The 24364-nt window shown below is 60.0% G+C and carries 19 protein-coding genes and 2 pseudogenes; 11 read left to right on the forward strand and 10 right to left on the reverse strand.

The window, feature by feature from the left end:
* The gene (locus ACMX25_RS07070) at positions 1-1014 is read left to right on the forward strand and encodes a relaxase/mobilization nuclease domain-containing protein (protein WP_414949062.1); all 1014 of its coding nucleotides are present in this window, start codon (positions 1-3) and stop codon (positions 1012-1014) included.
* 17 nt (positions 1015-1031) lie between these two features.
* Positions 1032-1185 (forward strand): annotated as a pseudogene (locus ACMX25_RS07075) (DNA adenine methylase); the annotation flags it as partial.
* Positions 1186-1330: 145 nt separating this feature from the next.
* Here ACMX25_RS07075 and ACMX25_RS07080 read toward each other — a convergent pair.
* From ACMX25_RS07080 to ACMX25_RS07090, 3 genes and pseudogenes are all read right to left on the reverse strand, one after another.
* The gene (locus ACMX25_RS07080) at positions 1331-2458 is read right to left on the reverse strand and encodes a molecular chaperone DnaJ (RefSeq protein WP_414948855.1); all 1128 of its coding nucleotides are present in this window, start codon (positions 2456-2458) and stop codon (positions 1331-1333) included.
* Positions 2459-2583: 125 nt separating this feature from the next.
* Positions 2584-2903, reverse strand: a pseudogene (locus ACMX25_RS07085) (transposase domain-containing protein); the annotation flags it as partial.
* A 525-nt stretch (positions 2904-3428) separates the two neighbouring features.
* Positions 3429-3749 carry a GIY-YIG nuclease family protein gene (locus tag ACMX25_RS07090; RefSeq protein WP_414948856.1) on the reverse strand — a complete coding sequence of 107 codons (321 nt, stop codon included), beginning with the start codon at positions 3747-3749 and terminating at the stop codon, positions 3429-3431.
* Between the two features lie 192 nt (positions 3750-3941).
* Here ACMX25_RS07090 and ACMX25_RS07095 point away from each other — a divergent pair, with 192 nt between their 5' ends.
* The 5 genes from ACMX25_RS07095 (at position 3942) to ACMX25_RS07115 (ending at position 11510) form a co-directional block, all read left to right on the forward strand.
* The gene (locus ACMX25_RS07095; protein WP_414948858.1) at positions 3942-5108 is read left to right on the forward strand and encodes a GNAT family N-acetyltransferase; all 1167 of its coding nucleotides are present in this window, start codon (positions 3942-3944) and stop codon (positions 5106-5108) included.
* 233 nt (positions 5109-5341) lie between these two features.
* On the forward strand, positions 5342-7393 hold the full coding sequence (locus ACMX25_RS07100; RefSeq protein ID WP_414948859.1) for an NAD(+) synthase: 2052 nt from the start codon (positions 5342-5344) through the stop codon (positions 7391-7393).
* Positions 7394-7556: 163 nt separating this feature from the next.
* Positions 7557-7895 (forward strand): P-II family nitrogen regulator, encoded by a 339-nt coding sequence (locus ACMX25_RS07105; protein WP_031361078.1) that lies wholly within the window; start codon positions 7557-7559, stop codon positions 7893-7895.
* A gap of 219 nt (positions 7896-8114) precedes the next feature.
* Entirely contained in the window at positions 8115-9875 is a 1761-nt protein-coding gene (locus tag ACMX25_RS07110; RefSeq protein ID WP_414948861.1) for a cation:proton antiporter, read from the forward strand.
* 120 nt (positions 9876-9995) lie between these two features.
* Positions 9996-11510 carry a gamma-glutamyl-gamma-aminobutyrate hydrolase family protein gene (locus ACMX25_RS07115; RefSeq protein ID WP_414948863.1) on the forward strand — a complete coding sequence of 505 codons (1515 nt, stop codon included), beginning with the start codon at positions 9996-9998 and terminating at the stop codon, positions 11508-11510.
* Between the two features lie 217 nt (positions 11511-11727).
* Here the strand turns inward: ACMX25_RS07115 and ACMX25_RS07120 are convergent, their stop codons facing one another.
* The 4 genes from ACMX25_RS07120 to ACMX25_RS07135 all read right to left on the reverse strand — a co-directional run bounded on the left by ACMX25_RS07120 (position 11728) and on the right by ACMX25_RS07135 (position 14307).
* Positions 11728-11937, reverse strand: coding sequence for a DUF2968 domain-containing protein (locus tag ACMX25_RS07120; protein ID WP_414948864.1), 210 nt, complete (start codon positions 11935-11937; stop codon positions 11728-11730).
* Positions 11852-12085 carry a hypothetical protein gene (locus ACMX25_RS07125; protein ID WP_414949077.1) on the reverse strand — a complete coding sequence of 78 codons (234 nt, stop codon included), beginning with the start codon at positions 12083-12085 and terminating at the stop codon, positions 11852-11854. Before ACMX25_RS07125 ends, ACMX25_RS07120 begins: the two co-directional genes overlap by 86 nt.
* 111 nt (positions 12086-12196) lie before the next feature.
* Entirely contained in the window at positions 12197-13450 is a 1254-nt protein-coding gene (locus ACMX25_RS07130) for a hypothetical protein (protein WP_414948866.1), read from the reverse strand.
* Positions 13451-13806: 356 nt separating this feature from the next.
* Positions 13807-14307 (reverse strand): GNAT family N-acetyltransferase, encoded by a 501-nt coding sequence (locus ACMX25_RS07135; RefSeq protein WP_414948867.1) that lies wholly within the window; start codon positions 14305-14307, stop codon positions 13807-13809.
* 283 nt (positions 14308-14590) lie between these two features.
* Between ACMX25_RS07135 and tcuC the strand changes: the two genes are divergently transcribed.
* Entirely contained in the window at positions 14591-15889 is a 1299-nt protein-coding gene (gene tcuC, locus ACMX25_RS07140; RefSeq protein ID WP_414948869.1) for an MFS transporter, read from the forward strand.
* 80 nt (positions 15890-15969) lie between these two features.
* On the opposite strand, the gene ACMX25_RS07145 is transcribed toward tcuC, so the two are convergent.
* Positions 15970-17844, reverse strand: coding sequence for a tetratricopeptide repeat protein (locus ACMX25_RS07145; protein WP_414948870.1), 1875 nt, complete (start codon positions 17842-17844; stop codon positions 15970-15972).
* A gap of 137 nt (positions 17845-17981) precedes the next feature.
* Here ACMX25_RS07145 and ACMX25_RS07150 point away from each other — a divergent pair, with 137 nt between their 5' ends.
* The 3 genes from ACMX25_RS07150 (at position 17982) to ACMX25_RS07160 (ending at position 21149) form a co-directional block, all read left to right on the forward strand.
* Complete coding sequence (locus ACMX25_RS07150; protein ID WP_414948872.1) at positions 17982-18311, forward strand: ArsR/SmtB family transcription factor; 330 nt, start codon at positions 17982-17984, stop codon at positions 18309-18311.
* Positions 18312-19337, forward strand: a complete 1026-nt coding sequence (locus ACMX25_RS07155) for a cation diffusion facilitator family transporter (protein ID WP_414948873.1) — start codon at positions 18312-18314, stop codon at positions 19335-19337.
* 66 nt (positions 19338-19403) lie between these two features.
* Positions 19404-21149, forward strand: a complete 1746-nt coding sequence (locus ACMX25_RS07160) for an FAD-dependent monooxygenase (protein ID WP_414948875.1) — start codon at positions 19404-19406, stop codon at positions 21147-21149.
* 19 nt (positions 21150-21168) lie between these two features.
* Here ACMX25_RS07160 and ACMX25_RS07165 read toward each other — a convergent pair whose 3' ends face one another.
* Positions 21169-21414 carry a formate dehydrogenase subunit delta gene (locus ACMX25_RS07165; protein WP_414948876.1) on the reverse strand — a complete coding sequence of 82 codons (246 nt, stop codon included), beginning with the start codon at positions 21412-21414 and terminating at the stop codon, positions 21169-21171.
* Between the two features lie 19 nt (positions 21415-21433).
* Positions 21434-24364 carry a formate dehydrogenase subunit alpha gene (fdhF, locus tag ACMX25_RS07170; protein WP_414948877.1) on the reverse strand — a complete coding sequence of 977 codons (2931 nt, stop codon included), beginning with the start codon at positions 24362-24364 and terminating at the stop codon, positions 21434-21436.

Genomic DNA, 24364 nt, shown 5'->3' on the forward strand with positions numbered 1-24364 from the left:
ATGCCTTTTCCGAAGATCTACATCGACACGATGCTCCTGAACTGGGGCGACCGGTTGTTCCACGATCCGTTGCGGCACGTCGGGGCGCCGCAGCTCTCGCACGTCCAGATCGGGAGTCAGGCGGCACGTGTGCGCGAGCAACTGGCGCGCACGCTGAAACATACGCCCGAGGTGATGGTGAAAATCACCAACAGGGCATCCGGTGGGCAGGGCATGGGTGCCGTGCGTCGGCATCTGCGCTACATCTCCCGCAACGGCGAGGTCCAACTCGAGGACCAGGACGGGCAGACCATTGTGGGCGCAGCCGCTCTGCACGATCTGGCCGATGCGTGGCAGTTCGGCGGCTGGGGACTACCGGAGACCAGCACGCATCGCGAGGTGTTCAACATCCTGCTGTCGATGCCCCCGGGTACGGAGCGTCGTGCGGTACATGATGCGGCGCGCGATTTTGCGGCGCTCGAATTCGGCGATGGTCGCGACTACGTCTTCGCCGCGCATGACGACCAGGCGCATCCGCATGTGCATCTGTGCGTGCAGGTGAGGGGCCCGGACGGGCGACGGCTCAATCCGGCCAAGCGTGACCTGCAGCGCTGGCGGGAGCGGTTTGCGCAGCAGCTCCAGGCGCATGGTGTGGAGGCGAATGCAACGTCACGGCGCACGCGCGGGGCGGCGCGCCGCTATCCAAAGCAAGCCGTCGTGTACATGCTGGAGCGCGGAGAAACGCCGCGGTACTGGCGCGCGGTGGCGACGGACACGCAGCGGCGCGCGGGCTGGGAGGCACATTTCGGCGTGTTCGCCGCGTGGCGCGAGATGGCGCTGGCGATGGCCGCGTCACGGGAGACCGATGACCGGCGTCTGGCCGTGGAGATCGTCGACTTCGTAAGGAATATGCCCGTGCTGCGCGATGGGCCGGTGATCGCGCCGATGGCGCCGGCTAGAGGCGAGCGGTCAGATCCGCGGCTGTCCGATCGTGGCCGTCAGCCAGACCATGACGCTCCGGAAGTGGATCGTTGATACGCGAGGCGATGACTGTGGCGATACCAGTTGTTCCACGGGTTGGTGGCAAGCGACGTCTCACCGATATCCTGATTCCGCGATTTTCCCGCGCATAGCTGCTACGTTGAGGTCTTCGCGGATGTTGCGGTGCACTTTTTTATGCGGCCACTAGCGGAGCTCGAAGTCTTGGGAAGACATCCGTCTGAGCGCACCCCTCATACGGTCTCATAGGGCGATACATCCGAGCAGTTCAATTTGTTGCTCAAAACGGATGGATTGTCAGTAAGCGGTGGTTTCTCCACACCACGGATGAAGCACGAAAGACGGCGCTCCCCTAGAACGGCATATCGTCGAAGCGCGGCGTGGCTAATGACCGTTTCACGGCCTTTAGCCAGCCCTTCAGTTGCTTGACGTCGTCGAATACGAGCAGGTCATGTTCAAGGGCCTGAAGGCTCTCTTGCAGCGAGAAGATATCGGCGCCAAGATTGCGCATGATGGTGCTGGGAGACACGTCGATGAAGGGCGGAATTCCATAGCTGTGCTTGAATCCGTTCTCGACGTGCAGGATTTCGTGGTCGAGTTCACCGACCTGTTCCTTTAGAATCTTGTTGTAGTGTTTCAACCGGTCTTCGCCGATGTTGTTGATGGCGCTCTGGTCGATGTGTTCTAACTCCAACTGCAACTCAAGCAATTGCAACAGGCTATTTTTGCTATACGCTTGATTGACCCTCTGCATCAAAGTGGTCTTGCGCTCACGTTCCTGCGGATCGGTTTCGCGGTCCGGATGCAAGGCGCTGGCCAGTTTGCGATAGACCTCGCGGATAGATAAGCTAAGCTCGGCCTGCTCAACTTGTTCTCGCGCCTCTGCTGCGAGTTGTCTAGGTGTCTTTTTTCGTTTGGCGCGGCGCGCTTCCCGAGCCTGATTTTCGAGTGCATCTTGTGCCTGCATCCGTTCCATTTGCGCATGGGCACGCTGCAACACGTCCTCGGGAGAACTCATATCAACGTCGTCGCCCAACTCGACCCCGAGCATGGCCTCAAGCACCGATTTCATGTCGTCCAGCTCGGCGGCAGCTTCACTGTCAAAGTCAGATTCGCTATACCGGTTGTAAATCGTTTTAAGCTCCGGATCGTCGCTTTGCGCGACCAGCTCACCTGCCAGGTCGCTGATCAGCTCTGCAATCGTGCGTCGCTCGGATTTGGTCAGCCCCTTCTGAGCGTACGCCTGGTCCAGGCGATGCACGAGCTTCTTCCGCAAGTCGTTGGAAGTCTGCTCAAGGGGCGCGAAATCGCTTACGTATTTCCGATGGAAGGCGGGCATTGCAGCCTCCCAGGCACTCAGTCTGGCGCGTCGCTTTTCAATCTGCTTGATAAGCGTGTTGAACGCCTTTTGCCCTTTCGACAGATTAGACTGGTTACGGTCCGAAGCAATGCTGAGGGAGCTGAGATTTGGCCTGGTCATGGAATGATTTCCGATGGTTGATGCGAGAGCGAGCACTCCGCTATTTTAGCCGAGGTCGCAGTTGCACCGCGCTGGCGCCCACGTTGCGATAGCGAGCACGCCTACGTTGCCGATCGATGATCGACTTATGCCCAAGCCCGTGGAGAACGCGGATTGGACCCCAGATCGGGGTGCTTCACGCGCGGGTGTGTTTTAGCCAACTGCACTCGTTTGGCGAAGTTAAACGGCAGCAGGTCGCTAATTTAATGTCAGCATCCGATGCCCGTTGTGGCATCTCGGTGAGCACATAATACAGATACGCATAGGGCTCGACGTTGCAGGCCCGGCAAGTCCGCACGAGGCTATAGACCATAGCACTCGCCTTCGCGCCCGCCACTGTGTCAGCGAAGAGTCATGAATTTCTCGATGTTGCAAATGGCCTGATATCTCTTTGCAGAATGTTATGCCGACGCCGCCATTATGCCGCGTCATGGTTCTCCGCACACACCGGTGGGAGGATTTCTGTTCCCGCTCGCTCGGATTGTCGGCATTATTAGAGAGCCTCCAAGAAGGCGAGCAACGGATCTGGAGACAAGCATCGACGGCGCTGTGACATGGAGTGCATTGACGATTGCGGATGCCACGCGTAACGCGGATCTTCGTTTCCTCACCCCAGCGTACGGATTCGCACTCGAGATGTTCGGTCATGTCTAGGACGTAAAGGACGGCGGTTTGAACTGGGCAAAAATTGCGTGGCCAGTTCAGAGTTAGGACGCATTCATTTGCACGCGGCGACAGCGGGAAATGCTGGAACGTTCTGCTTTGGCAGCCGGGGGGGCATTTTGAAAGATGACCGCACTTGAAAATCAGTAGGACGGTTCTGCGCCAACGGGTTCCGATCGTTGGCGCAGCAGCTAATGTGATCGTGAGTCAGCGGTCTGAATCCACCCGTTTGTTACTCGCAGCGTGCTGAGCGCCCGGGGTGCATCGCTTATCGCGCCTCGGCATGAGTGCTGGATTCGGCTTCCAGCTCCACTTCCACGGCCGGCATGACTGCTGCCAATTCCAGATCCCCCGATACCAACTTCCATTTCCGCGCCGCTGGTAATCGCTTCACCCAATACTCGGCGCGCGAGGCTTCTGCCCGACCACTCAGCTCAAACGAAGCCCGTACGGCCACGGGCTTGCGTGATCGCGTATATTTCGCGCCTTCGCCGCTGACGTGTTTCGCGAACCGCGCCTCGACATCGGTCGCAATCCCTGTATAGAGACTTCCGTCGGCGCATTCGATGAGATACAGGAACCAGGGCATGGGAGAAGCTTGGCGAAAAGGCGAAAGCCGCAATGCCGCGCATTATCCCTCAAGCTTCTGCGTTAAACCCCTTCCGAACAAAATCTCGTGACTTCGGCGAGAATAACTGTTCCGCGGCGCACCAAGCGCCCGGCACGCAGCCGGAGCAAGCTCCAGACAAGCCCCAAACAAGCCCGAAGCGAGGTAAGCCTGTTGAACCGCAAGGTCGAAATACATGTGGTCGATTCGCTCGATTCCGTGACCCCGGAGGAATGGAACCGTCTCGCTGGCGATAACCCGTTCGTCCGGCACGAATTTCTGTCGGCGCTGCAGGACACGGGCTGCGCGGTCGCCCGAACCGGCTGGCGGCCACATTTCCTGCTCCTCAGACGCGACGGCAAGCTGAGCGGCGCCATGCCGCTCTATCTCAAGAAGCACTCCCGCGGCGAATACGTGTTCGATCACGCCTGGGCCGACGCCTTCGAGCGAAACGGCCTTAAGTACTATCCGAAGGGTCTATCGGCGGTGCCGTTTTCTCCCGTGACCGGGCCGCGCCTGATCGCCGCCACGCACGAAGAGCGCGTGATGCTCGCGCGCGGCGCGATCGAGTTGACCAAGCAGTTGGAACTGTCTTCCCTGCACGTGCTTTTCCCGCAAGAACAGGATCTCGAAGCGCTCACCGAAGCCGGCTACATGCTGCGCGAAGGCGTGCAGTTTCACTGGGAAAATGCACGCGGCGCATCCGGTGAGTCCGGCGAGTCCGGTGGTTATGACAGCTTCGACGCCTTTCTCGCGACCATGAGCCACGACAAGCGCAAGAAGGTGAAGCAGGATCGTCGGCGCGTTGTCGATGCCGGCGTCACCTACACGTGGCTGCGCGGGGCGGAAATAGATGAGCAAGCGCTCGATTTCTTCTACGCGTGTTATGAAAATACCTACCGCGAGCACTGGAATCCGCCGTATTTATCGCGCGAATTCTTTGGCCAGATCCACGCGGGGGCGCCCGACAGCATTTTGCTCGTGATCGCCGAAGTGGACGGCCAGCGGCTCGCGTGCGCGCTGAACATGATCGGCGGCGACGTGATGTTCGGCCGCTACTGGGGCACAAAGGAATTCATTTCGGGCCTGCATTTTGAAACCTGCTACATGCAGGGAATCCAGTATTGCATCGAGAACCGGCTGGCTCGTTTTGAAGGCGGCGCGCAGGGCGTGCACAAGATGTCGCGCGGCATGCTGCCTACGCCCACCTGGTCCGCGCATTGGGTCGCGGACCCGCGGTTTGCCCACGCGATCAGTGAATTCCTCGATGAAGAGACGGCGGCGATGGACCAGCATATCCAGGAGTTGGAAGCGCATACGCCCTTCAGAAAAAAGGCATAGCGCCGGGCGTTTGATACTCTCGAATCCTGACCGGATGGCTAACCCTTGATCCAATAGACGCCCGGAAACGGCAACTCGACTTATTATCATGTCGAAATGCTTTCGCTTTTACAGCGGTCGCTCAGGGGTCACTCTCAGGGGTCACTCTCAGGGGTCACTCTAAATCCGCCCTTAACCCGTTATGCGCCGGAACAGGATCCCCGAATGCGGGGCATCGTATGGACAAGCTCAAGATGAAAAACCGATTCTTCAATCTCTACAGCCACGATTTCGCTCGCGTGGCGGTAGGCGTGCCTCGTTGCCGTGTTGCCGATCCGGCGTTCAATGCCGCCGAAACCATCGACCTGGCTAAGCAGGCTGCGGCAAACGGTGCGGTGCTGGTCGCGTTCCCGGAGCTTGGGCTTCCGGCCTACACGTGCGACGACCTGTTCCACCAGCGGGCCTTGCTCGATGCCTGCGAAGAGGCGCTCGGGTCGGTTGTGGCGGCATCGAAGACGCTCTCCATTGCAATGATCGTGGGCATGCCGCTGCGCGTTGACCATACGCTTTTCAATTGCGCCGTGGTGGTTGCGGGCGGTCAGGTCCAGGGCGTCGTGCCCAAGAGTTATCTGCCGAACTACGGCGAGTTCTACGAAGCGCGCCAGTTCAGTGCAGCTGAGAACGCATCGACGGATCGCGTCACGTTGCTCGGTGCCGAAGTGCCTTTCGGAGCGTCGCTGCTGTTTGAAATTGCCAACATGCCGCTGTTCCGCTTTCACGTGGAAATCTGCGAAGACGTCTGGGTGCCGGTGCCGCCTTCGTCATTCGCCGCGCTCGCGGGGGCAACGGTGCTGGTGAATCTGTCGGCATCGAACGTGGTGGTCGGCAAGTCGAGTTACCGGCATCAACTGGTTGGGCAGCAGTCCGCGCGGTGCCTTTCGGCGTATTTGTACACATCGGCGGGTAGGGGCGAGTCGACGACCGACCTGGCGTGGGACGGTCAGGCGGTGATCTACGAAAACGGCGAACTGCTCGCCGAGTCAGAGCGTTTTCTGGACACCTCGCATCTCGTTTTCGCCGATGTCGACCTGGAGCGGCTCTCGCGTGAGCGCATGCGCCAGACCACGTTTGGCCAGTCGGTGCGCCGGCATGCCGACGAGGTATCGAAATTCGAAACGGTGCGCTTCAATCTTGATCTGCCGATCAATCGTGCATTGCCGTTGGACCGCGTCGTGGAGCGTTTCCCCTACGTTCCGTCCGACCCGAAGCGCCGCGACGAACGCTGCAACGAGGTCTACAACATCCAGGTGCAGGCACTCGTGCAACGGCTCTCGGCTAGCGGCATATCGAAGGTCGTGATCGGCATTTCAGGCGGCCTGGATTCAACCCATGCATTGCTTGTCTGCGCGAAGGCCATGGACCGGCTCAAGCTGCCGCGCACGAATATTCTCGGCGTGACCATGCCCGGATTCGCCACAAGCGACCGGACGCTCCTGCAGGCGCGTCAACTGATGGAGATCGTTGGTTGTACGGCGAGCGAGATCGACATCCGGCCAAGTTGCGAGCAGATGCTGAAAGACCTCGGCCACCCGTATGCGTCGGGCAAGGAGGAATACGACATCACGTTCGAGAACGTGCAGGCAGGCGAGCGCACGAATCATCTGTTCCGGCTTGCGAACTTCAAGGGCGGAATCGTGGTTGGCACGGGCGACCTGAGCGAACTCGCGCTTGGCTGGTGCACGTACGGCGTGGGCGATCACATGTCGCACTACAACGTCAACGCCAGCGTTCCGAAAACGCTGATCACGCATCTGGTCCGCTGGGTCGCGGAGACCGGACAAATCGGCAACTCGGGTTCGGACGTGCTGATCAACATCCTGAATACCGACATCAGCCCGGAACTCGTTCCCGGTAAATCGAACGGCAATCCGGAGCAAAAAACCGAGAGCGTCATTGGGCCGTACGAGCTGCAGGATTTCAACCTGTACTACACGTTGCGCTTTGGTTTCGCGCCAACGAAAGTGGCGTTTCTTGCCTACACCGCGTGGAAGGATCGCGATGCGGGCGACTGGCCCGAAGGCGCGCATGTCGCCCGAAACGAATACGCGTTGCCGGCCATCAAGCACAACTTGGGTATTTTCGTCGACCGTTTTTTCCGGACGAGCCAGTTCAAGCGGTCTTGCGTGCCGAACGCACCGAAAGTAGGAACGGGTGGTTCGTTATCGCCACGCGGCGATTGGCGCGCGCCGAGCGATTCGGAGTCGGTCGTCTGGATGAACGATTTGAAGAATATTCCGGTGGATTGAGCCGTTTGCACCATATCTGCGCGTAAATGCGTCGATAACGGCGTGATCCCGGTGTTATGGCGCGAGATCTCTACAGTCAACTGAGAAAACGCGGCTAGAATCAAACTATCGATTCTTAAATCCGTTTTCTCGCTTATTCGTACAATTTCTCAAGAGGCGCGCCATGAAACGCATCACCGCAGTCATCAAACCGTTCAAGCTCGACGAAGTCCGTGAAGCACTCGCCGGCGCCGGGCTCACCGGTCTGACAGTCACCGAGGTCAAGGGCTTCGGGCGGCAGAAGGGGCACACGGAGCTGTATCGCGGCGCGGAATACGTGGTCGACTTCCTGCCGAAGGTGAAGATCGAAGTGGTCGTGGCCGACTCACAGACGGATCAGGTGATTGACGCAATCATCGGCGCGGCCCGGACCGGCAAGATTGGCGATGGCAAGATCTTCGTGACCGACGTCGAACGCGTCATCCGCATACGCACGGGCGAAGAAGACGAAGCGGCGGTCTAATAAGCCTTAGTTGTCTGAGGCCGGCCTGATATCGGTTCAGGCCGGCACGCTTCCCAAGGCGCGGTCGCCTTTGAGACTGAAGATCGCGCGCCATACCGCCATCGGCGCTGTCCGATGGCGTCTCCTGCTCTGCCCATCGTCTGATCATTTCCGTCACCAATGTAAAAAACCGTTGCGGTACTATCTGCATCCCTGTGTGCTTTTTGTAAGGATTTGTGGATGCATCACGCGATCGGCTTCATTCAGGATCTGGCGGTAATCATGGCGATTGCGGGCGTCGTCACGGTGTTGTTTCACCGTTTGAAGCAGCCGGTCGTGTTGGGATACATCGTGGCGGGCGTGATCATTGGGCCGTACACGCCGCCGTTCCAGCTTATCCACGACGAAGCCACCATCCAGACGCTCGGCGAACTCGGCGTGGTTTTCCTGATGTTTTCGCTTGGCCTCGAATTCAGCCTGAAAAAGCTGTTCAAGGTCGGCGCGACGGCGTTCGTGGCTGCAGCGTCCGAGATCGTGCTAATGATCTGGATCGGCTATGAAATCGGGCAGTGGTTTGGCTGGAACGCAATGGATTCGCTGTTCCTCGGCGCCATGCTCGCCATCTCGTCCACAACGATCATCGTCAAGGCGCTCTCCGAACTCGGCATGAAGGGCGAGCCGTTCGCGCAACTGATCTTCGGCATTTTGATCGTCGAGGACATTCTCGCCATCGCCATGCTCGTGCTGCTCTCGGGCATCGCGCAGACGGGTTCCGTCTCGGCGGGCGTCGCGTTTGTCACGCTGGGCAAGTTGCTGCTGTTCATGACCGTATCGATGGTGGTCGGCATCCTGATCGTGCCGCGCGCACTCGACTATGTCGCGAAAGCCAAGAGCGACGAGATGCTGCTTGTTACCGTGCTCGGCTTTTGTTTTGGCTTCTGCTTGCTGGTCGTGAAATTCGATTACAGCATTGCGCTCGGCGCTTTCCTGATCGGCGCGATCATGGCTGAATCGCGCAACCTGCAGCGCATCGAGCACCTGATCGCGCCGGTTCGCGACATGTTTTCCGCCATCTTCTTCGTGACCATCGGCCTGATGCTGAACCCGGCGGTGCTCGTGGATTACTGGTGGCCGATCGCGGTGATTACGGTTGCGGTCGTGTTCGGCAAGATCGTGTCCTGCGGACTTGGCACTTTCCTCGCGGGCAGGGATGGGCGCACCTCGATGCGGGTGGGGATGAGCGTGGCGCAGATCGGCGAGTTCTCGTTCATCATCGCGTCGCTGGGGTTGTCGCTGAAAGTGACCAGCAGTTTCCTGTACCCGATCGCCGTCACGGTTTCCGCGTTGACTACGCTGTTCACCCCCTATCTGATCAAGGCCGCCGATCCGATCACACGCCGCATTGCCCGCTCCATGCCCGTTCCTGTCGCGAACACTTTTGGCCTCTATTCGCAGTGGCTCGCGAGCCTTTCGCCTGACACAGGCGGGCCGACGCTATTCAGCATGACGAGGCGGATCGTGGTGCAGATTGCGGTGAATCTCGCCCTGGTGGCCGCGATCTTCCTGTCGGCGTCCTACTCGGCGCCGTTTGCCACCGAATATTTGTCACGCTGGTTGCCCACCAATAACGCTCAGCGTGTCGCGCTCTGGAGCTTGGCATTGCTGGTGTCCATGCCGTTCCTGGTGGCGGTGTATCGAAAACTGGGGTCGCTCGCGCTGATGCTCGCCGAAGTGAGCGTGCAGCCCGCGAAGGCCGGACGTTTCACGCGCGCGTTGCGATCGGCCATTTCCGGCTTGATCCCGATTCTCGCGATGTTCGGTGTTTTCCTGCTGGTGACAGTGCTTTCGGGCGGCATCCTGCCGCCGTTCGGCTTGATGATCGCGGTGCTCGTCTGCGCGGCGTTGTTGCTCACGGTATTGTGGCGCTGGTGCGTCAAAATTCACGCAACCATGCAGATCGCGCTGCGAGAAACATTCGAGGAGCCGAGAGATCATCCTTGAGCATGAAAGCTTTGTTTCCCCCGATAATGTGAGCAATTGTTTGATGGTTTGCCGCCCCCGGACCAGAGGCGGATAATTAAACTCTGACCATTCTCACAGCGCCTCGCGCCTAAAAACGGAATGAGCGAAAACAAGTCAAACGAGTCAAATGAATCAAGTGGGTCGATAACACCGAGCACGCCCCGTACCGGTGCTCCCGCAGCCGACGTTTCAGGCTCAGTCCAGAGCGGCCATACGCCGGCCGTCCCGCCCGCGTCTTCCACGAAGAGTTCGGATATTCCCATTCCAGCTACGCAACCGGCGTCGAATGCCACTGCAGCCGAACGGGCATCGACGGATGCGCCAGACAGCGCGTCGACAGTAGAACCTGTCGATACAGCCAAAGCCCAACGCGACGATGCCGCCGCTGCTCGTGCATCGGCCGCGAAGGCGACGGCGCTGCAGGAAACGGTAGCGCGTGAAAGCGCGCGGTCCGCATCTTCCGCGAATAAAACGATCGATGCCAAGGCGAATCTCGCCGCGCAAGTTGAGACGGCGACGGAAGCGCAAGCCAGTCTCGCGACAGAGGTTGAGAACGCGACAGAGGCACAATCCGCTGAGGCTGAAGCCGCGAGCGTGAAAGAAAGCGCGAGCGTGACGGAAAGCGTCACATCGAAACCCGCTTCCAGCTTGCCGCCGGAATTTACGGCTGCGCCGGACTTTGGCACATTCCGTCCGCCGCCCAATTCCCCCGATGCACCCGAGATGAAGGCGCCGCCTGCGTACCTGCACCAAAGTGATTCCGCTTGGTCGGTATTTGGCCGGGTGATCAAGGCGCGCGCGCGTCAAATCTTCGACCGCGCAGGTCAGCGGATCACGCAGCGGACGTTACGAATTGGTGTGTCGGCGCGGATTTTTCATCCTGAACCGGGCGCCAAAGGGTTGCGCGGCAAGACGCTGCAGTATCTGGAGGAGTCGATTGCGCATTGGGTGATGTCGCGCGACGTGCTGGTCTTCATGATTCCGACGGTTGGCCATCAGGGCATGCTGCATCCGAGCAACATCCGGCTGCGCGACTACGCGAAACAGCTAGATGGCTTGCTGCTCCAAGGCGGCGCTGACGTGTCGCCGCAATCGTATGCGGAAGCCGCCACGCGCCACGAATGGCCTGGCGACCGCGTGCGGGACATGTACGAGCTTGAGCTGTTGCATGAATTCGTCGAGGCGGGCAAGCCGGTGCTGGGTGTGTGCCGCGGTTGCCAACTGATCAACGTCGCGTTTGGCGGAACGCTTTATCAAGATATTGCGACCGATGTCCCCACGGCCGGTGTGCATGTGAACGAGCAATACGATCAGCATCGACACCCGATTCGTTTTCCCGATGGCTCAACACTCGTCAACATGTTTCCGGGGCATCGTGAGGCGCTCGTCAACTCGATCCACCATCAGGCGGTCAAGACGGTTGGCCGTGACCTAAACATCGAAGCGGTATCGGCACACGACGGCATTATTGAAGCGGTGCGTTATCGCCGCGCGCCGTTTGTGATGGGCGTGCAATGGCATCCGGAGTTCCATCGCGCGGGTGGAGATGAATTGCTCGATTGCACGCCGTTACTCGATACGTTCCTTCGCGTGGCACGCGAAACTCGTTTCTAGGCGATCGTGGTCGAACAGCGCATAATCAGTCCGTAACTGCTTTTTTGAAGATCAATGACAAAGGCCGTTTCAACTTGAAAGTTGGAACGGCCTTTTTTGTTGCTACATGGTTTGCTCGGATCAAACGCTGGATCAAGCTTGCGCGTTACTGAACAAGTCCTCTTTGGTTCTGATCCTCAAGCTGCCGAACCTGCCACTGCAACATGAGCAGCTTGCGCTAGGCAAAGGATTTCTCGTTCAATAATGCCGCCGATTCCACCTGCATCTGTTGCCGACGTTGCGACACTTCATTTTCCTGCACCCAAACAATGGACAAGTCAGCAGTCAGGCGCGGCGCCCGATCATTCGACACTGCAATGACACGCTCGAGCAAGGACTTTTGCGCCTGCTGCGTCAGTGCTAACCTGAAAATCGTCGATAGAACCATTTACGGTCGGTTGCCGGATGGGGTCGGCGAGACCGGTCGCCGAGAGCAGCGTGCCCACTGGCTGATAAGCCGTCGCGACGGATGAGCCACACGCGATCACCGTAACGAACAACGCGTTCAGAAGGGTGGAGAGGGTGCGGGACTTCATAGAGCGAGGCTTCAAGATTAAGTAAGTGTCGGCTACCGATTCACGACACGTCGTGCTGCGCGTGTAGGAAAGGCGTTGGGCGTCGCACGATGCGGCCATGAGGGCGGCCGATCATTTGGAGATGTATGAGGGCGTGTCAGTGACGCGGCGTTGGTTCAAGTCAGAATTCCAACTAGGTGTTTCGCCGGCGCTTGCACGCCTTGGCGGCAAAGCGGCCGTTTCTCCGGGCGCCGCGCGAACTGACTGACGCGAAGCGCCGCTGTTGTCATCGAGCACGGCCGAGTGCGCGAGCATGTTGTACATGTCCGTGACGCTAAGCGAGGAGTTCGCCGTGTTGGGACGCGTGTCATCACGCGCGAGCGTACGGCGGCCCGGCGATGCAATGGGAGCTTCGTGCCCGGTGCTGCGATAAACCGGTGCGCCGAGGTACTCATGGCCTTTGCGCCGATGAATCACCTCGTACCGACGCGCATCGCGCTTGCTTTTCGCCTTGGCTTTCGCGCCATGGCGTTCATGTTTTTGTGCCACTGGCTGTAATTTGGTTGCGCGCTCTGACACGGTGCGAGGTGCAGCAGGCCGGTCATGACTGGCAATAGCGTTTGTGCTTGTTGCCGAGTCCGTCTTCACCGGCGACTGGCCAACGCCACTGATAACCACCGGTTTTTGCACAGATGGCAACGCGGCAATCGCAGCCGGACGGGAGGCAGAAGCCTCTATCGATGCCGCAGTAGTAGTCGAAGTCTTGGCAGGTGCCGAAGTCGCAGCAACCACCACGGTTGCGCTAGGCGCACCGGCTCTATGAGTCGGTTCAGAATCAGACGCCGGCGTGACTACCGGGGTTGCACTCAGCACAACCTTGGATTGATGCATTTCGGTATCCTGATGGTCGATCTTCGTACCGAACAATGCCCACGCAATAAATCCCGCACATGCCAGGGCAATCGCGCCACCGGCAAGTTGTTTGTGATGATCGTTATTCGCTGCTGGCGCTTTCCCATGCCGGTCATCGGGCGCGGTGAACGGCTCGAACGCGAACGGCGCCGGCTCGACGGCTTGCGGTGCTTCGCCAATCACAATAGGAGGAGCGTCAACGCCTTGCGCTACGTGATCAAATTCATCATTGCGTTTGAACTTGCCCCAGAGACTGGCCGGCGTATAGGGGAACCGATCGTTGCGAAGAGATAGCGCACTGACATATGCCGTGAGGAAACGCGCCGCGTAAAACGGTATTTCATATTCGGTCAAACTCGGACGCGTGCCGGTTAATGTCCACTCTTCGCCATAAATGGCGTTGGGCATACTGGCAAGCGGGAACAGCGTCGGCAGAAGCAGATCGCTTTGTACCACGACCATAGGAGCATTCATCTTTTTCTCATTTCCGAAAGCGCGCGTCAGGACTGCTCAACGAACGAACAAGCGGGGCAGCCGTGTGGACGTCGCCCGGTTGTTGCCGCAAAGGTGATCAATATTTCACCTTTGCCGGACCCGCCACAGAACAGCCCTCGATGATACCCAGCGCCAGCTTGGCGCGTCGCTCAGAACCTTCTTAGTTCCTTGAATAAGAGGTGTTTGAAATGAAAAAAACTCGCTAATTCGACACGGACGCAACGGACGTTTCAGCGGACGGCACATGGCTCTGGAGACACGGGCTTTTTAGGTCAGTGCACAGGCGTTGAACGAGATTACAGCGGTCCATTTGCAAAGGCAAAAGAAACGCCACGTCATCGGCCAACAGGCAGGACATAACGCAGCGCGATGATATGAATGCCGCCCATCGTGTCGTCTTCGCGACCGGCCAGCTTCCAGCCACGAGACTCATAAAAACCAATCGCCGCAACGTTCGGTTCGAGTACGTATAGATGCATGCCGGCCGCGCCGCGATCGTGCGCCCATTGCGCGGCGATGCTCAGCATGGCGGTGCCCAACCCGCTGCCCTTGGCTTCCGGCAGCGCGTGCAGATTGTCCACGAGGACGCTGCCGTTTTCATCGGGTGCGACCAGGCAAACGAAACCGATCGCCCGGTCATCTTGCATCGCGATCAATACCTCGCCCGCGCCGCCGGCCAGTTCGTCGAATCGTGTGTTCCAGTGCGTTGCACGTTCTGCCGTCATCTCGCGATCGAGAAAATCGTCCGGCAGAATTCCTCGATACGCCGACGCCCAGCTTTGCGCATGCATGCCGGCGATCAGCTGCGCGTCGCCAGACGTGGCTGTGCGCAGCACGAAGGGCCATGATTGATCAGAAAATGTATGCTTATAGATAGACATGTGTAATGTAATTTTAAGGTGCTTTTACGCCCATATACGCGATGTTCCGGGTAGGCGAATTTCACTTTCCCGCTGTAACATTGGCGACGTGCATGGTTTTGAGCATTTTTTTTCGCCGGTCTGCGCACGGCGAAGCTTACACAGGCATCCGGTGCAGTGCTATCGGATCGTCGTCAACATCCGGTCGATCCGCGGCGCGTCAGCCGCCGGGAACTGGCCACCGTTTTTAGAGATCGTCATGTCCAGCCCGTCACATGCAACGCCCGCGAACGAGTCGAAGGCGAAGTCGGTGTTCCGCGTCGTCAGCGGCAATTTCCTCGAAATGTACGACTTCATGGTCTATGGCTATTACGCCTCGGCCATCGCCAAGACTTACTTCCCAAGTGGTAACGAATTCGCATCGCTGATGCTGGCGTTATCCGTGTTTGGGGCGGGATTTTTGATGCGGCCGATTGGCGCCATCGTGCTCGGTGCGTATATCGATCATCACGGGAGACGCAAGGGCCTGATACTCACCTTGACCATGATGGCGATCGGTACCTTGCTCGTTGCGGTAATCCCGGGGTACGCGACCATTGGCGTGTTGGCGCCGATCATCGTGTTGGCTGGACGTCTGCTGCAAGGCTTCTCGGCCGGCGTGGAACTCGGCGGCGTGTCGGTGTATCTCTCCGAGATCGCGACCAAGGGCAACAAGGGCTTTTATTGCTCATGGCAGTCTGGCAGCCAGCAAGTAGCCGTGGTCTTCGCTGCGTTGATCGGCGTAGGCATGAGCAAGATTTTACCGCCTGACCAGATGACATCGTGGGGATGGCGTGTGCCGTTCATCATCGGCTGCCTGATCGTGCCGTTCCTGTTCATCATTCGCCGTTCGCTGCAAGAAACTGAAGAATTTCTCGCGCGCAAGCATCGTCCGGAAATGGGCGAGATCATGAAGTCGATGATTTCTAATTGGGGCATCGTGCTCGCAGGCATGGGCATGGTCATCATGACCACCGTGTCGTTCTACATGATCACGGCGTACACGCCGACCTTTGGCAAGGAAGTGCTCAAGCTTTCTTCCATCGACGCGCTCGTGGTGACGGTGTTTATCGGCTTGTCGAATCTTGTGTGGTTGCCCCTTTCCGGGGCGATTTCCGATCGCGTCGGCCGCCGCCCGGTGCTACTGTTCTTCACGATCCTCACCATCCTCACGTCGTATCCGGCCGTGCAGTGGCTGGTGGCCGATCCGTCGTTCCTGCGCCTGCTGGGCGTGGAGATGTGGCTGTCGTTCCTGTACGGCAGCTATAACGGTGCGATGGTTGTCGCGCTTACCGAAGTCATGCCCGTCGAAGTGCGCACGACCGGTTTCTCGCTCGCCTATAGCCTGGCGACGACGATCGGCGGATTCACGCCGGCCATCTCCACGTATCTGATTCATGTAACCGGCAACAAGGCGGCCCCGGGTGCATGGATGGCCGTTGCCGCAGTCTGCGGGTTGATCGCGACGCTGGTTTTGTATCGATCCACGGAAGCGCGGAGTCAATACAAGACAGCTTGAAAGCACGCCTTTGAATGCAAAAAAATCCCTCGCGAATGGCGAGGGATTTTTTGTTTGTGCGTTCAATTTCTGACCCCGTTCTACGAAGCGCCGACCTCGCTCGCCACCCGTGCGATCACATCGCCCCATGCGCCGGGTTTGGGTTGCCGGAACAAGCGCGCTTTCGGATACCACGGGGTCGACGGGGTATCGATGCCCCAGCGCCAGTCCGCCGCGAACGGCAGCATCAGCCACAATGGTTTTCCTAACGCGCCGCTCAGGTGAGCGACGGCGGTATCGACGGATACCACACCGTCCAGCCGATCTACGATCGCAGCGGTATCGGCGAAATCTTCGAGCTTTCCTTCCAGCCGCTGAATAAAGCGGGTGCGCGGATGGGCGTCCAGCAAGGCACGCTCTTCGTCGGTCAACGTAGGCTGCAAGACGATCCAGTCGATGCCTTCCAGCCTGAGCAGCGGTTCAAGCATGCCAAGCGACGCCGAACGGGTTTCGCCCGGCTGATTGCGCCCGGACCATGTAATGCCCAGCTTGCGTTTCGATTGACCCCCGAGCGAGCCGCGCCACTTCTTTCGATAAGCCGCCGGCACCACGAGGTACGGCGTGCGCGCCGGCACCTTGTCGACACTCGATAAACCCAGCGCCAAGGGCAAACTCAGTAACGGCGAGAAAGCGTCGGCATTGGTGGGCGTACTGGGCGTACTGGGCGCAGCGGCATTCGCGGTGCTCTTCAACAAAACGCCCGCGGCATGCGCCGCCGGTTCCAGCAACGCGACGAGTTCCGGCTGAACTTCAAGCACGACCTGCCCGGCGAGCTTCGCCGCGAAGGGGACAAAACGAACGAACTGCAGGGTATCGCCGAAACCTTGTTCTGCGCGAATCTGCAACGTCTGGCGCGGCAGCGGCTCACCGTTCCACTTCGGCAGCAACGGCAGCTTAATGCCGCCCGGCGTGCGCAGACGCCATTCGTAAGCGGACAGGCCGCGCGTGTAATCGCCCAAAGCAAGCAGAGTCAGCCCCCGGTTCAGGTTCGCCGCGACAAGACCAGGATCAAGCCGCAGGGCCTGATCGAACGCACGCAAAGCGGGTTTGTGTGCGCCGAGCGCCAAATGCGCGTTGCCCAAGCCAAGCCACGCCACGCCGTACTTCGGATCGAGCCCGACCGCGCGTTCAAATTGCGGCAACGCGGCTTCGTGCGAGCCGATAGCCGCCAGCGCGTGACCCAATCCGAAGTGCGCCGGCGCAAATTGCGGCTGCATGCGCAGTACGTTCTGCAGCACCGGCACGGCGTCTTGCGGATGGCCGGAGGCATCGAGGAGATTGCCCAGGTTGAAATGCGCCGCGACATAGTTCGGCTCGGCCGCAATGGCGGCGCGGAATTGCTCGATCGCGCCGTGGGTGTCGCCGAGCGAATTGAGCGCCATGCCGAGATTGTTGTGCGCGCCCGCGTGGCCGGGACGGATCTGCAGCGCGCGGCGAAAGGCCTTCGCACCTTCGTCGAAACGACGCATGCCGAGCAACGCATTACCGAAGTTGTTCCAGGTCGCGGCATCCAGCGGTTGCAGGCGCAGCGCTTTTTCGAAGGCATCGGCGGCGTCTTCGTGACGGCCCGCCGCCGCGTACGCATTGCCGAGGTTGTACTGCGCGAGCGAAAAGCCGGGCTCCAGATGCAGCGCGTTTCGGAATCGCTCGATGGCGTCGTCAATCCGGCCTAGTGCCTTGAGCGCATTGCCAAGATTGAGTTGCAGGCCGGCATCGGCGGGACGCAGGTCCACCGCGCGACGCACCAGTTCGGCTGCTTCCGCGTGCTGGCCTTGTTGATGGCGCAACACGCCGAGCAGATGCAGTGCGTCGACGTGGGAGGGCTCTGCGGCAAGCGCGGCTTGATAGTCGCGTTCCGCTTCGGTGAGGCGGCCATCGCGATGCGCCGCGAAGCCACGCGCAAAAACTGTATCCATTGAGGAAAATCGAATGCAAACGCCTCATTTTCACACACGTTCGACACCGATCCCGAATTCGGCAGAATTTTGCATTGACGTGCTGGGATTCAGTTCTGTAACATTTGAACACTTGTTCAACTGTTGGCCGATCTATTTTGTCTTCTCCCTTTGTAGCAACCGATGAGCGCGTTGTGCCGCTTGCCGACCTGTTCCGCCTCCTGGGCGATCCCACGCGCCTGCGCATTGTGCTGACGTGCGTTGACCGGCGCTGCGCGGTGGGGGCAATCGCGGAATCGCTGGGGTTGTCGGCTTCGCTGGTCAGTCATCACCTGCGTTTGCTGCGCGCGGCGCGGATCGTACGGGCCGAGCGTGAAGGCAAGCAGGTTTTCTATCTCGCCGCCGATAAGCACATCAGCGGCATGTTGGCCGAATTGCTCGAGCACGTTGCCGAGCCGCAGGCCGATTTTCGACCGGATAACGAATAAATGGCACCTCAAGAAAAACATCAGCACGAGCATGGCCACGATCACGATCACAGCCATAAGCGCGATGAGCCCGGTCACGCGCACGACCACGGCGCGGGCGGCCATCATCACCATCACGCGCCGCAAGCCGGGCAGGGCCGCACATTTGCGATCGCCGTCGGGCTGAACATGCTGATCGTGGTGGTGCAGGCCGTGTACGGTTTTATTGCCCATTCCACCGCGCTGCTTGCCGACGCCGGCCACAATCTCTCCGATGTCCTCGGCCTCCTGCTCGCCTGGGGCGCTGTCTGGCTCGGCACGCGCCAGCCGTCGGAGCGCTACACGTTCGGGCTGGGCAGTTCATCGATACTCGCTTCGCTCGCCAACGCCGCGCTGCTGCTCTTCGCGTGCGGTGCGATCGTGCTCGAAGCCGTGCAGCGCCTGCTCAATCCGGCGCCCGTCGCGGGCCTCGATGTGTTTATCGTTGCGACGATCGGCCTGGTCGTGAACGGTTTCTCGGCGTGGCTTTTCATGCGCGGCAGCAAGGAGGACCTGAACGTGCGCGGCGCGTTCCTGCACATGGCCGCCGACGCCGGCATTTCCGCGGCGGTTGCCGTCAGCGGCCTCGTGATCCTGTTCACCGGCGCGAGCTGGATCGATCCGGTGATGAGTATCATTGTGGTCGGCGTGATCGTGGTGGGCACATGGAGCCTCGGCCGCGACGCCATGCGCCTCGCGATGAACGCAGTCCCGCCGGGCGTGGACAAGACCGGTATCGAACGGTATCTGGCGGCCGTGCCGGGTGTCACCGACGTCCACGATCTGCATGTCTGGGCGCTGTCCACCACGGAGAACGCCATGACCGCGCATCTGGTGATGCCGGACGGCCATCCCGGCGATAGTTTCGTGGATGGCATCGTGGCGACCTTGCGCCGCGATCACGCGATGAACCATGCCACGCTGCAGGTGGAAAGAGGCACGACCGAGCATCACTGCTCGCTGCATGAACGATCGCCGGCAGAACCGCACGCTCATCACTCGCATTGAGCGAGCGGTCGTTCGTCCGAGGCGACCGGCGTACACTAGGTGCTGTGAAGTTTGAGGGAGACGCGCATGCTTGCGCAGACGCCGAATCGACACAAAATCCTCGACGTGCCGCCGGTTCTGATCGCCGGCGCCGGTCCAACGGGCCTCGCCGCCGCGATGAGTTTGTCCCGCGCCGGAATTCCGGTGCGTCTCATCGACAAAGCGCCTCAACCCTCGCCGTGGTCACGCGCCATTGGCATCCAGGCGCGCACGCTTGAACTCTTCGAGCAGCATCGGCTGGTCGAGCCGTTTCTCGAACTCGGTCATCGGGCGCGCGTCGCGAATCTCTATTCGAATGGGCAGCGCCTCGCGCGGCTCGACTTCGATCCCCTGCAAACGCGGTATCCGTACTTGTTATTCCTCGATCAATCCGTCACCGAACGCCTGATGACGGAGCACCTTGCGTCGTTCGGCGTGCGCATTGAACGTGGCGTGGAATTGATGCGTTTCCGGCAAGGATCGGCGGGGCTGGAGGCCGCCGTGCGGCATGCGAACGGCGCTGAAGAATCAATTCGCCCGTCTTACCTGATTGGAGCCGACGGCGCGCATAGCACGGTGCGGCACGGCTTGGATATCGAGTTCACGGGCAAAACTTTCGAGCAAACATTCCTGCTCGCCGACCTGCAAGCCGATACCGAATGGCCCGACGACGAATTCCATATCTTCGCGTCCGGCGAGGGCTTAGCCACCTTGTTCCCGATGGGCGATGGCCGCACGCGCCTGATCGCGGACGAACGCGCGGCGTCGGGTGTCGTGCCGGGCGTGGAACATGGCTTGGTGCCCGACACCGCAGCGGACAGTCCGGATAAAACCGCGGCGCCGACGCTCGACGAATGCCGCGCGATTATCGAACGGCGTATTCATCATCGCGTGACAGTGACGAACCTGCAGTGGTCGTCGTATTTTCATCTGAATAGCCGCATGGCCGACCGACTGCGTTCGGGCCGGATTTTTCTCGCCGGCGATGCCGCGCATGTTCATAGTCCAGCCGGCGCTCAGGGCATGAACACGGGCATTCAGGAGGCGTTTAACCTTGGCTGGAAGATCGCGCGGATGCTAGCGGGCATCGCGCCGGATCGTTTGCTCGATACGTACCACGACGAGCGTCATCCGATCGAGCGCGAAGTGCTGCGGCAATCCAGTTTCATGACGCAAATGGCCGCTGCCGAGCATGGGCCGATGAAGCTGATCCGCGACCACGTGATGCCGGCTTTGTCGGCAATCGGCCCATTGCGCGATGCCGCTCGGCGCACGGTCAGCGAGTTGTCGATTCAATATCGGCGTAGTCCGCTCACGCTGGATCGTTTGCTCGACGGCGGTCCGCGAGCCGGGGAGCGCGCGCCGGATGCATGGGTGCGTGTTTTGGATGGCCCGCTTGGACGGGCGCCGGGCGTAGGTTGTCTCTTCGATCTCCACGATCCCGCGTGTTTCTCTTTGTTCTTGCTGGTGAGTCCATCGCCCGACAAGGACATTGCGATGGCGCCCGCGACGCTCACCGTCGCGCACGCTATCCGCGATAAGGACCTGGATGAGCTGGCGGGATTAGTGGAGGAAGTGTTGCCGAATACGGTGCGTGTGTGGCGTATCACCGATAACGACAGCGACAATGCGAATTCGCTGACCGATGCGTACGGGCGCACGCGGCCGTGCTTTTATCTTGTGCGCCCGGATGGGTATATTGCGGCGAGAGGGCGAGCGCCGTCGGATACGCAAGCGTTGCTGCGTCATTGCGAAACGTGGTTCGGTTCGACGCAGCCGCGAGGGGAGGGGTGAGGTCTATAAGGGTTAGGGGCTAAACCACCGCCCCCGCCGGCGTCAGCGCCACCCGATGTTTCGTCAGCGCCTCCAGCACAATGGGCTCAAGCTGGGCAACAATGCCCGGATCGTCCAGTCCGTTAAGCAACGCGATCCGCATCCTGGGCGCCCAGAACCGGTGAATGTGATCGGCCACGCCATCGACCGCTTCCGCACGATCCGGCATCGAATCGAAGAATTCACCGATCTGGTTCGCCATCTCGACCAGGCTGTTTACATCCATGATTTGTTCCCATCCATGATCATTTCCCCGACGACGTCACGGTCGCGTCTGTAGCCACGGTTGAATCACGCAACCCGAGAAACTCCAGCTGCTGCGTATTGAAGCGCGAATAATCCTTCTGCCATTGCGACGGCTGCTCCACCGGCATGACCTGCACCGCCGTCACCTTGTACTCGGGGCAATTCGTGGCCCAATCGGAGGAGTCGGTCGTGATCACGTTTGCGCCCGACTCAGGGAAGTGGAACGTCGTGTACACCACGCCCGGCTGCATGCGCTCCGTGATCTTCGCGCGCAGCACGGTCTGACCGGCACGCGACTCGATGCCGACCCAATCGTCGGCCTTGATGCCACGATCCTCGGCGTCAACCGGATGAATCTCCAGCCGATCCTCGTCATGCCAGCGCGAGTTCTCCGTGCGCCGCGTCTGCGCGCCCACGTTGTACTGCGACAGGATGCGGCCCGTGGTGAGCAGCAGCGGGAACTTGCGCGTGACCTTCTCCGGCGTCGCGATGAACTTCGTGATGACGAAGCGCCCCTTGCCGCGCACGAACTCGTCGATGTGCATCGTCGGCGTGCCATCCGGCGCCTGCGCGTTGCACGGCCATTGAATGCTGCCAAGGTCATCGAGACGCTTGTACGACACGCCGGTGAATGTGGGCGTGAGGCGGGCGATCTCGTCCATGATCTGCGACGGATGCGTGTAGTTCATTTCATAACCAAGCGCGCGGGCGAGCTTGATCGTGACTTCCCAGTCAGCCAGGCCCGGCAGCGGCGGCATGACCTTGCGCACACGCGAGATGCGGCGTTCGGCGTTGGTGAACGTGCCGTCCTTTTCTAGGAACGATGAACCCGGCAAGAACACATGCGCATACTTGGCCGTCTCGTTCAGGAAGATGTCCTGCACGACGATGCATTCCATCGACGACAAAGCCTTCGCTACGTGCTGCGTATTCGGATCGGATTGAACGATGTCTTCACCTTGGCAGTAGAGGCCAAGGAAGCTGCCATGAACGGCGGCATCGAACATGTTCGGAATGCGCAGGCCCGGTTCCGATTGCAGCTTCACGCTCCACGCTTCTTCGAACAACGCGCGCACAGCCGCGTCGCTGATATGGCGATAACCCGGCAACTCATGCGGGAACGAACCCATGTCGCACGAACCCTGCACATTGTTCTGACCACGCAGCGGATTCACACCCACGCCTTCACGGCCGACGTTGCCGGTCGCCATCGCAAGGTTCGCGATGCCCATGACCGTCGTCGATCCTTGCGCATGTTCCGTCACGCCCAGGCCGTAGTAGATCGCACCGTTGCCAGCATTGGCATAAATGCGCGCGGCTTCGCGTACCGATTGCGCCGGCACGCCGGTGATGGCTTCCATGGATTCAGGCGAATTCTCTTCGAGCGTCACGAAGTCGCGCCATTGCTGGAACGCACGCGGTTCGCAGCGCTCGGCCACGAAATCTTCCTTGACCAACCCTTCAGTCACGATCACGTGCGCGAGCGAGTTGACCATGGCGACGTTCGTACCAGGCCGCAATGCCAGGTGATGCGAGGCCTTCACGTGCGGTGTATCGACGATATCGATCCGGCGCGGATCGACCACGATCAGTTGCGCGCCTTCACGCACACGCCGCTTCAGACGCGATGCAAACACCGGGTGACCATCGGTCGGATTCGCGCCGATCACCACGATCACATCGGCTTTCTCGACGGATGCGAAAGTCTGCGTTCCGGCCGATTCACCGAGCGTGGTCTTCAGGCCATAACCGGTTGGCGAGTGACAAACACGGGCACAGGTATCGACATTGTTGTTGCCGAACGCCGCACGCACGAGTTTTTGCACGAGGTAGGTTTCCTCGTTCGTACATCTCGACGATGTAATTCCGCCAATCGAATCCACGCCATGCTTGTCCTGGATGCGGCGGAATTCGCTGGCTGCGTACGACAGCGCTTCTTCCCAGCTCACTTCGCGCCACGGATCAGTGATCTTCGCGCGGATCATCGGCTTGGTGATGCGGTCCTTGTGCGTGGCATAACCCCATGCAAAGCGGCCTTTGACGCATGCGTGACCATCGTTGGCATCGCCGTTCTTGTTCGGCACCATGCGCACGACTTCGCTGCCTTTCATCTCGGCCTTGAGCGAACAGCCGACACCGCAATACGCGCACGTCGTCACAACCGAATGCTCGGGCTGGCCGAGCATGATGACCGTTTTTTCCTGCAGCGTCGCGGTCGGGCAGGCCGCCACGCACGCGCCGCACGACACGCATTCGGATTCCATGAACGGCTGGTTTTCGCTCGCGGCCACGCGCGATTCGAAACCCCGACCCGCGATCGTCAGCGCGAACGTTCCTTGCGTTTCCTCGCACGCGCGCACGCAGCGATTGCAGACGATGCACTTGGACGCGTCGTACGTGAAGTACGGATTCGATTCGTCCTTCTTGTCCTTCAGGTGATTCGCGCCTTCGTAGCCGTAGCGAACCTCGCGCAAGCCCACAACGCCCGCCAAGTCCTGCAACTCGCAGTCGCCGTTGGCGGGGCAAGTGAGGCAATCGAGCGGGTGATCGGAGATATACAACTCCATCACGTTCTTGCGCAGCGACTGCAGCTTGTTCGTCTGCGTGCGCACTTTCATGCCAGCTTCAACCGGCGTGGTGCACGACGCCGGATACCCGCGCTTGCCTTCAATTTCAACCAGGCACAGACGGCACGAACCGAACGGCTCAAGTGAATCCGTCGCGCAGAGTTTAGGAACGTTGACGCCGGCTTCGATCGCCGCGCGCATCACCGACGTGCCCGCGGGCACGGTCACCGACGTGCCGTCAATATCTAACGTCACGTCGATATCCGCATGACGCAGCGGCGTGCCGTAGTCGGTATCGTCGAAGGGATCGCGCAGCTTCGTCTTGCACGCGCAATTGCCGGAACCGCAGGAAGAGTTGGACAT

The sequence above is a fragment of the Caballeronia eucalypticola genome, assembly GCF_047608185.1.
In the GTDB taxonomy this organism is placed as follows: Bacteria; Pseudomonadota; Gammaproteobacteria; order Burkholderiales; family Burkholderiaceae; genus Caballeronia.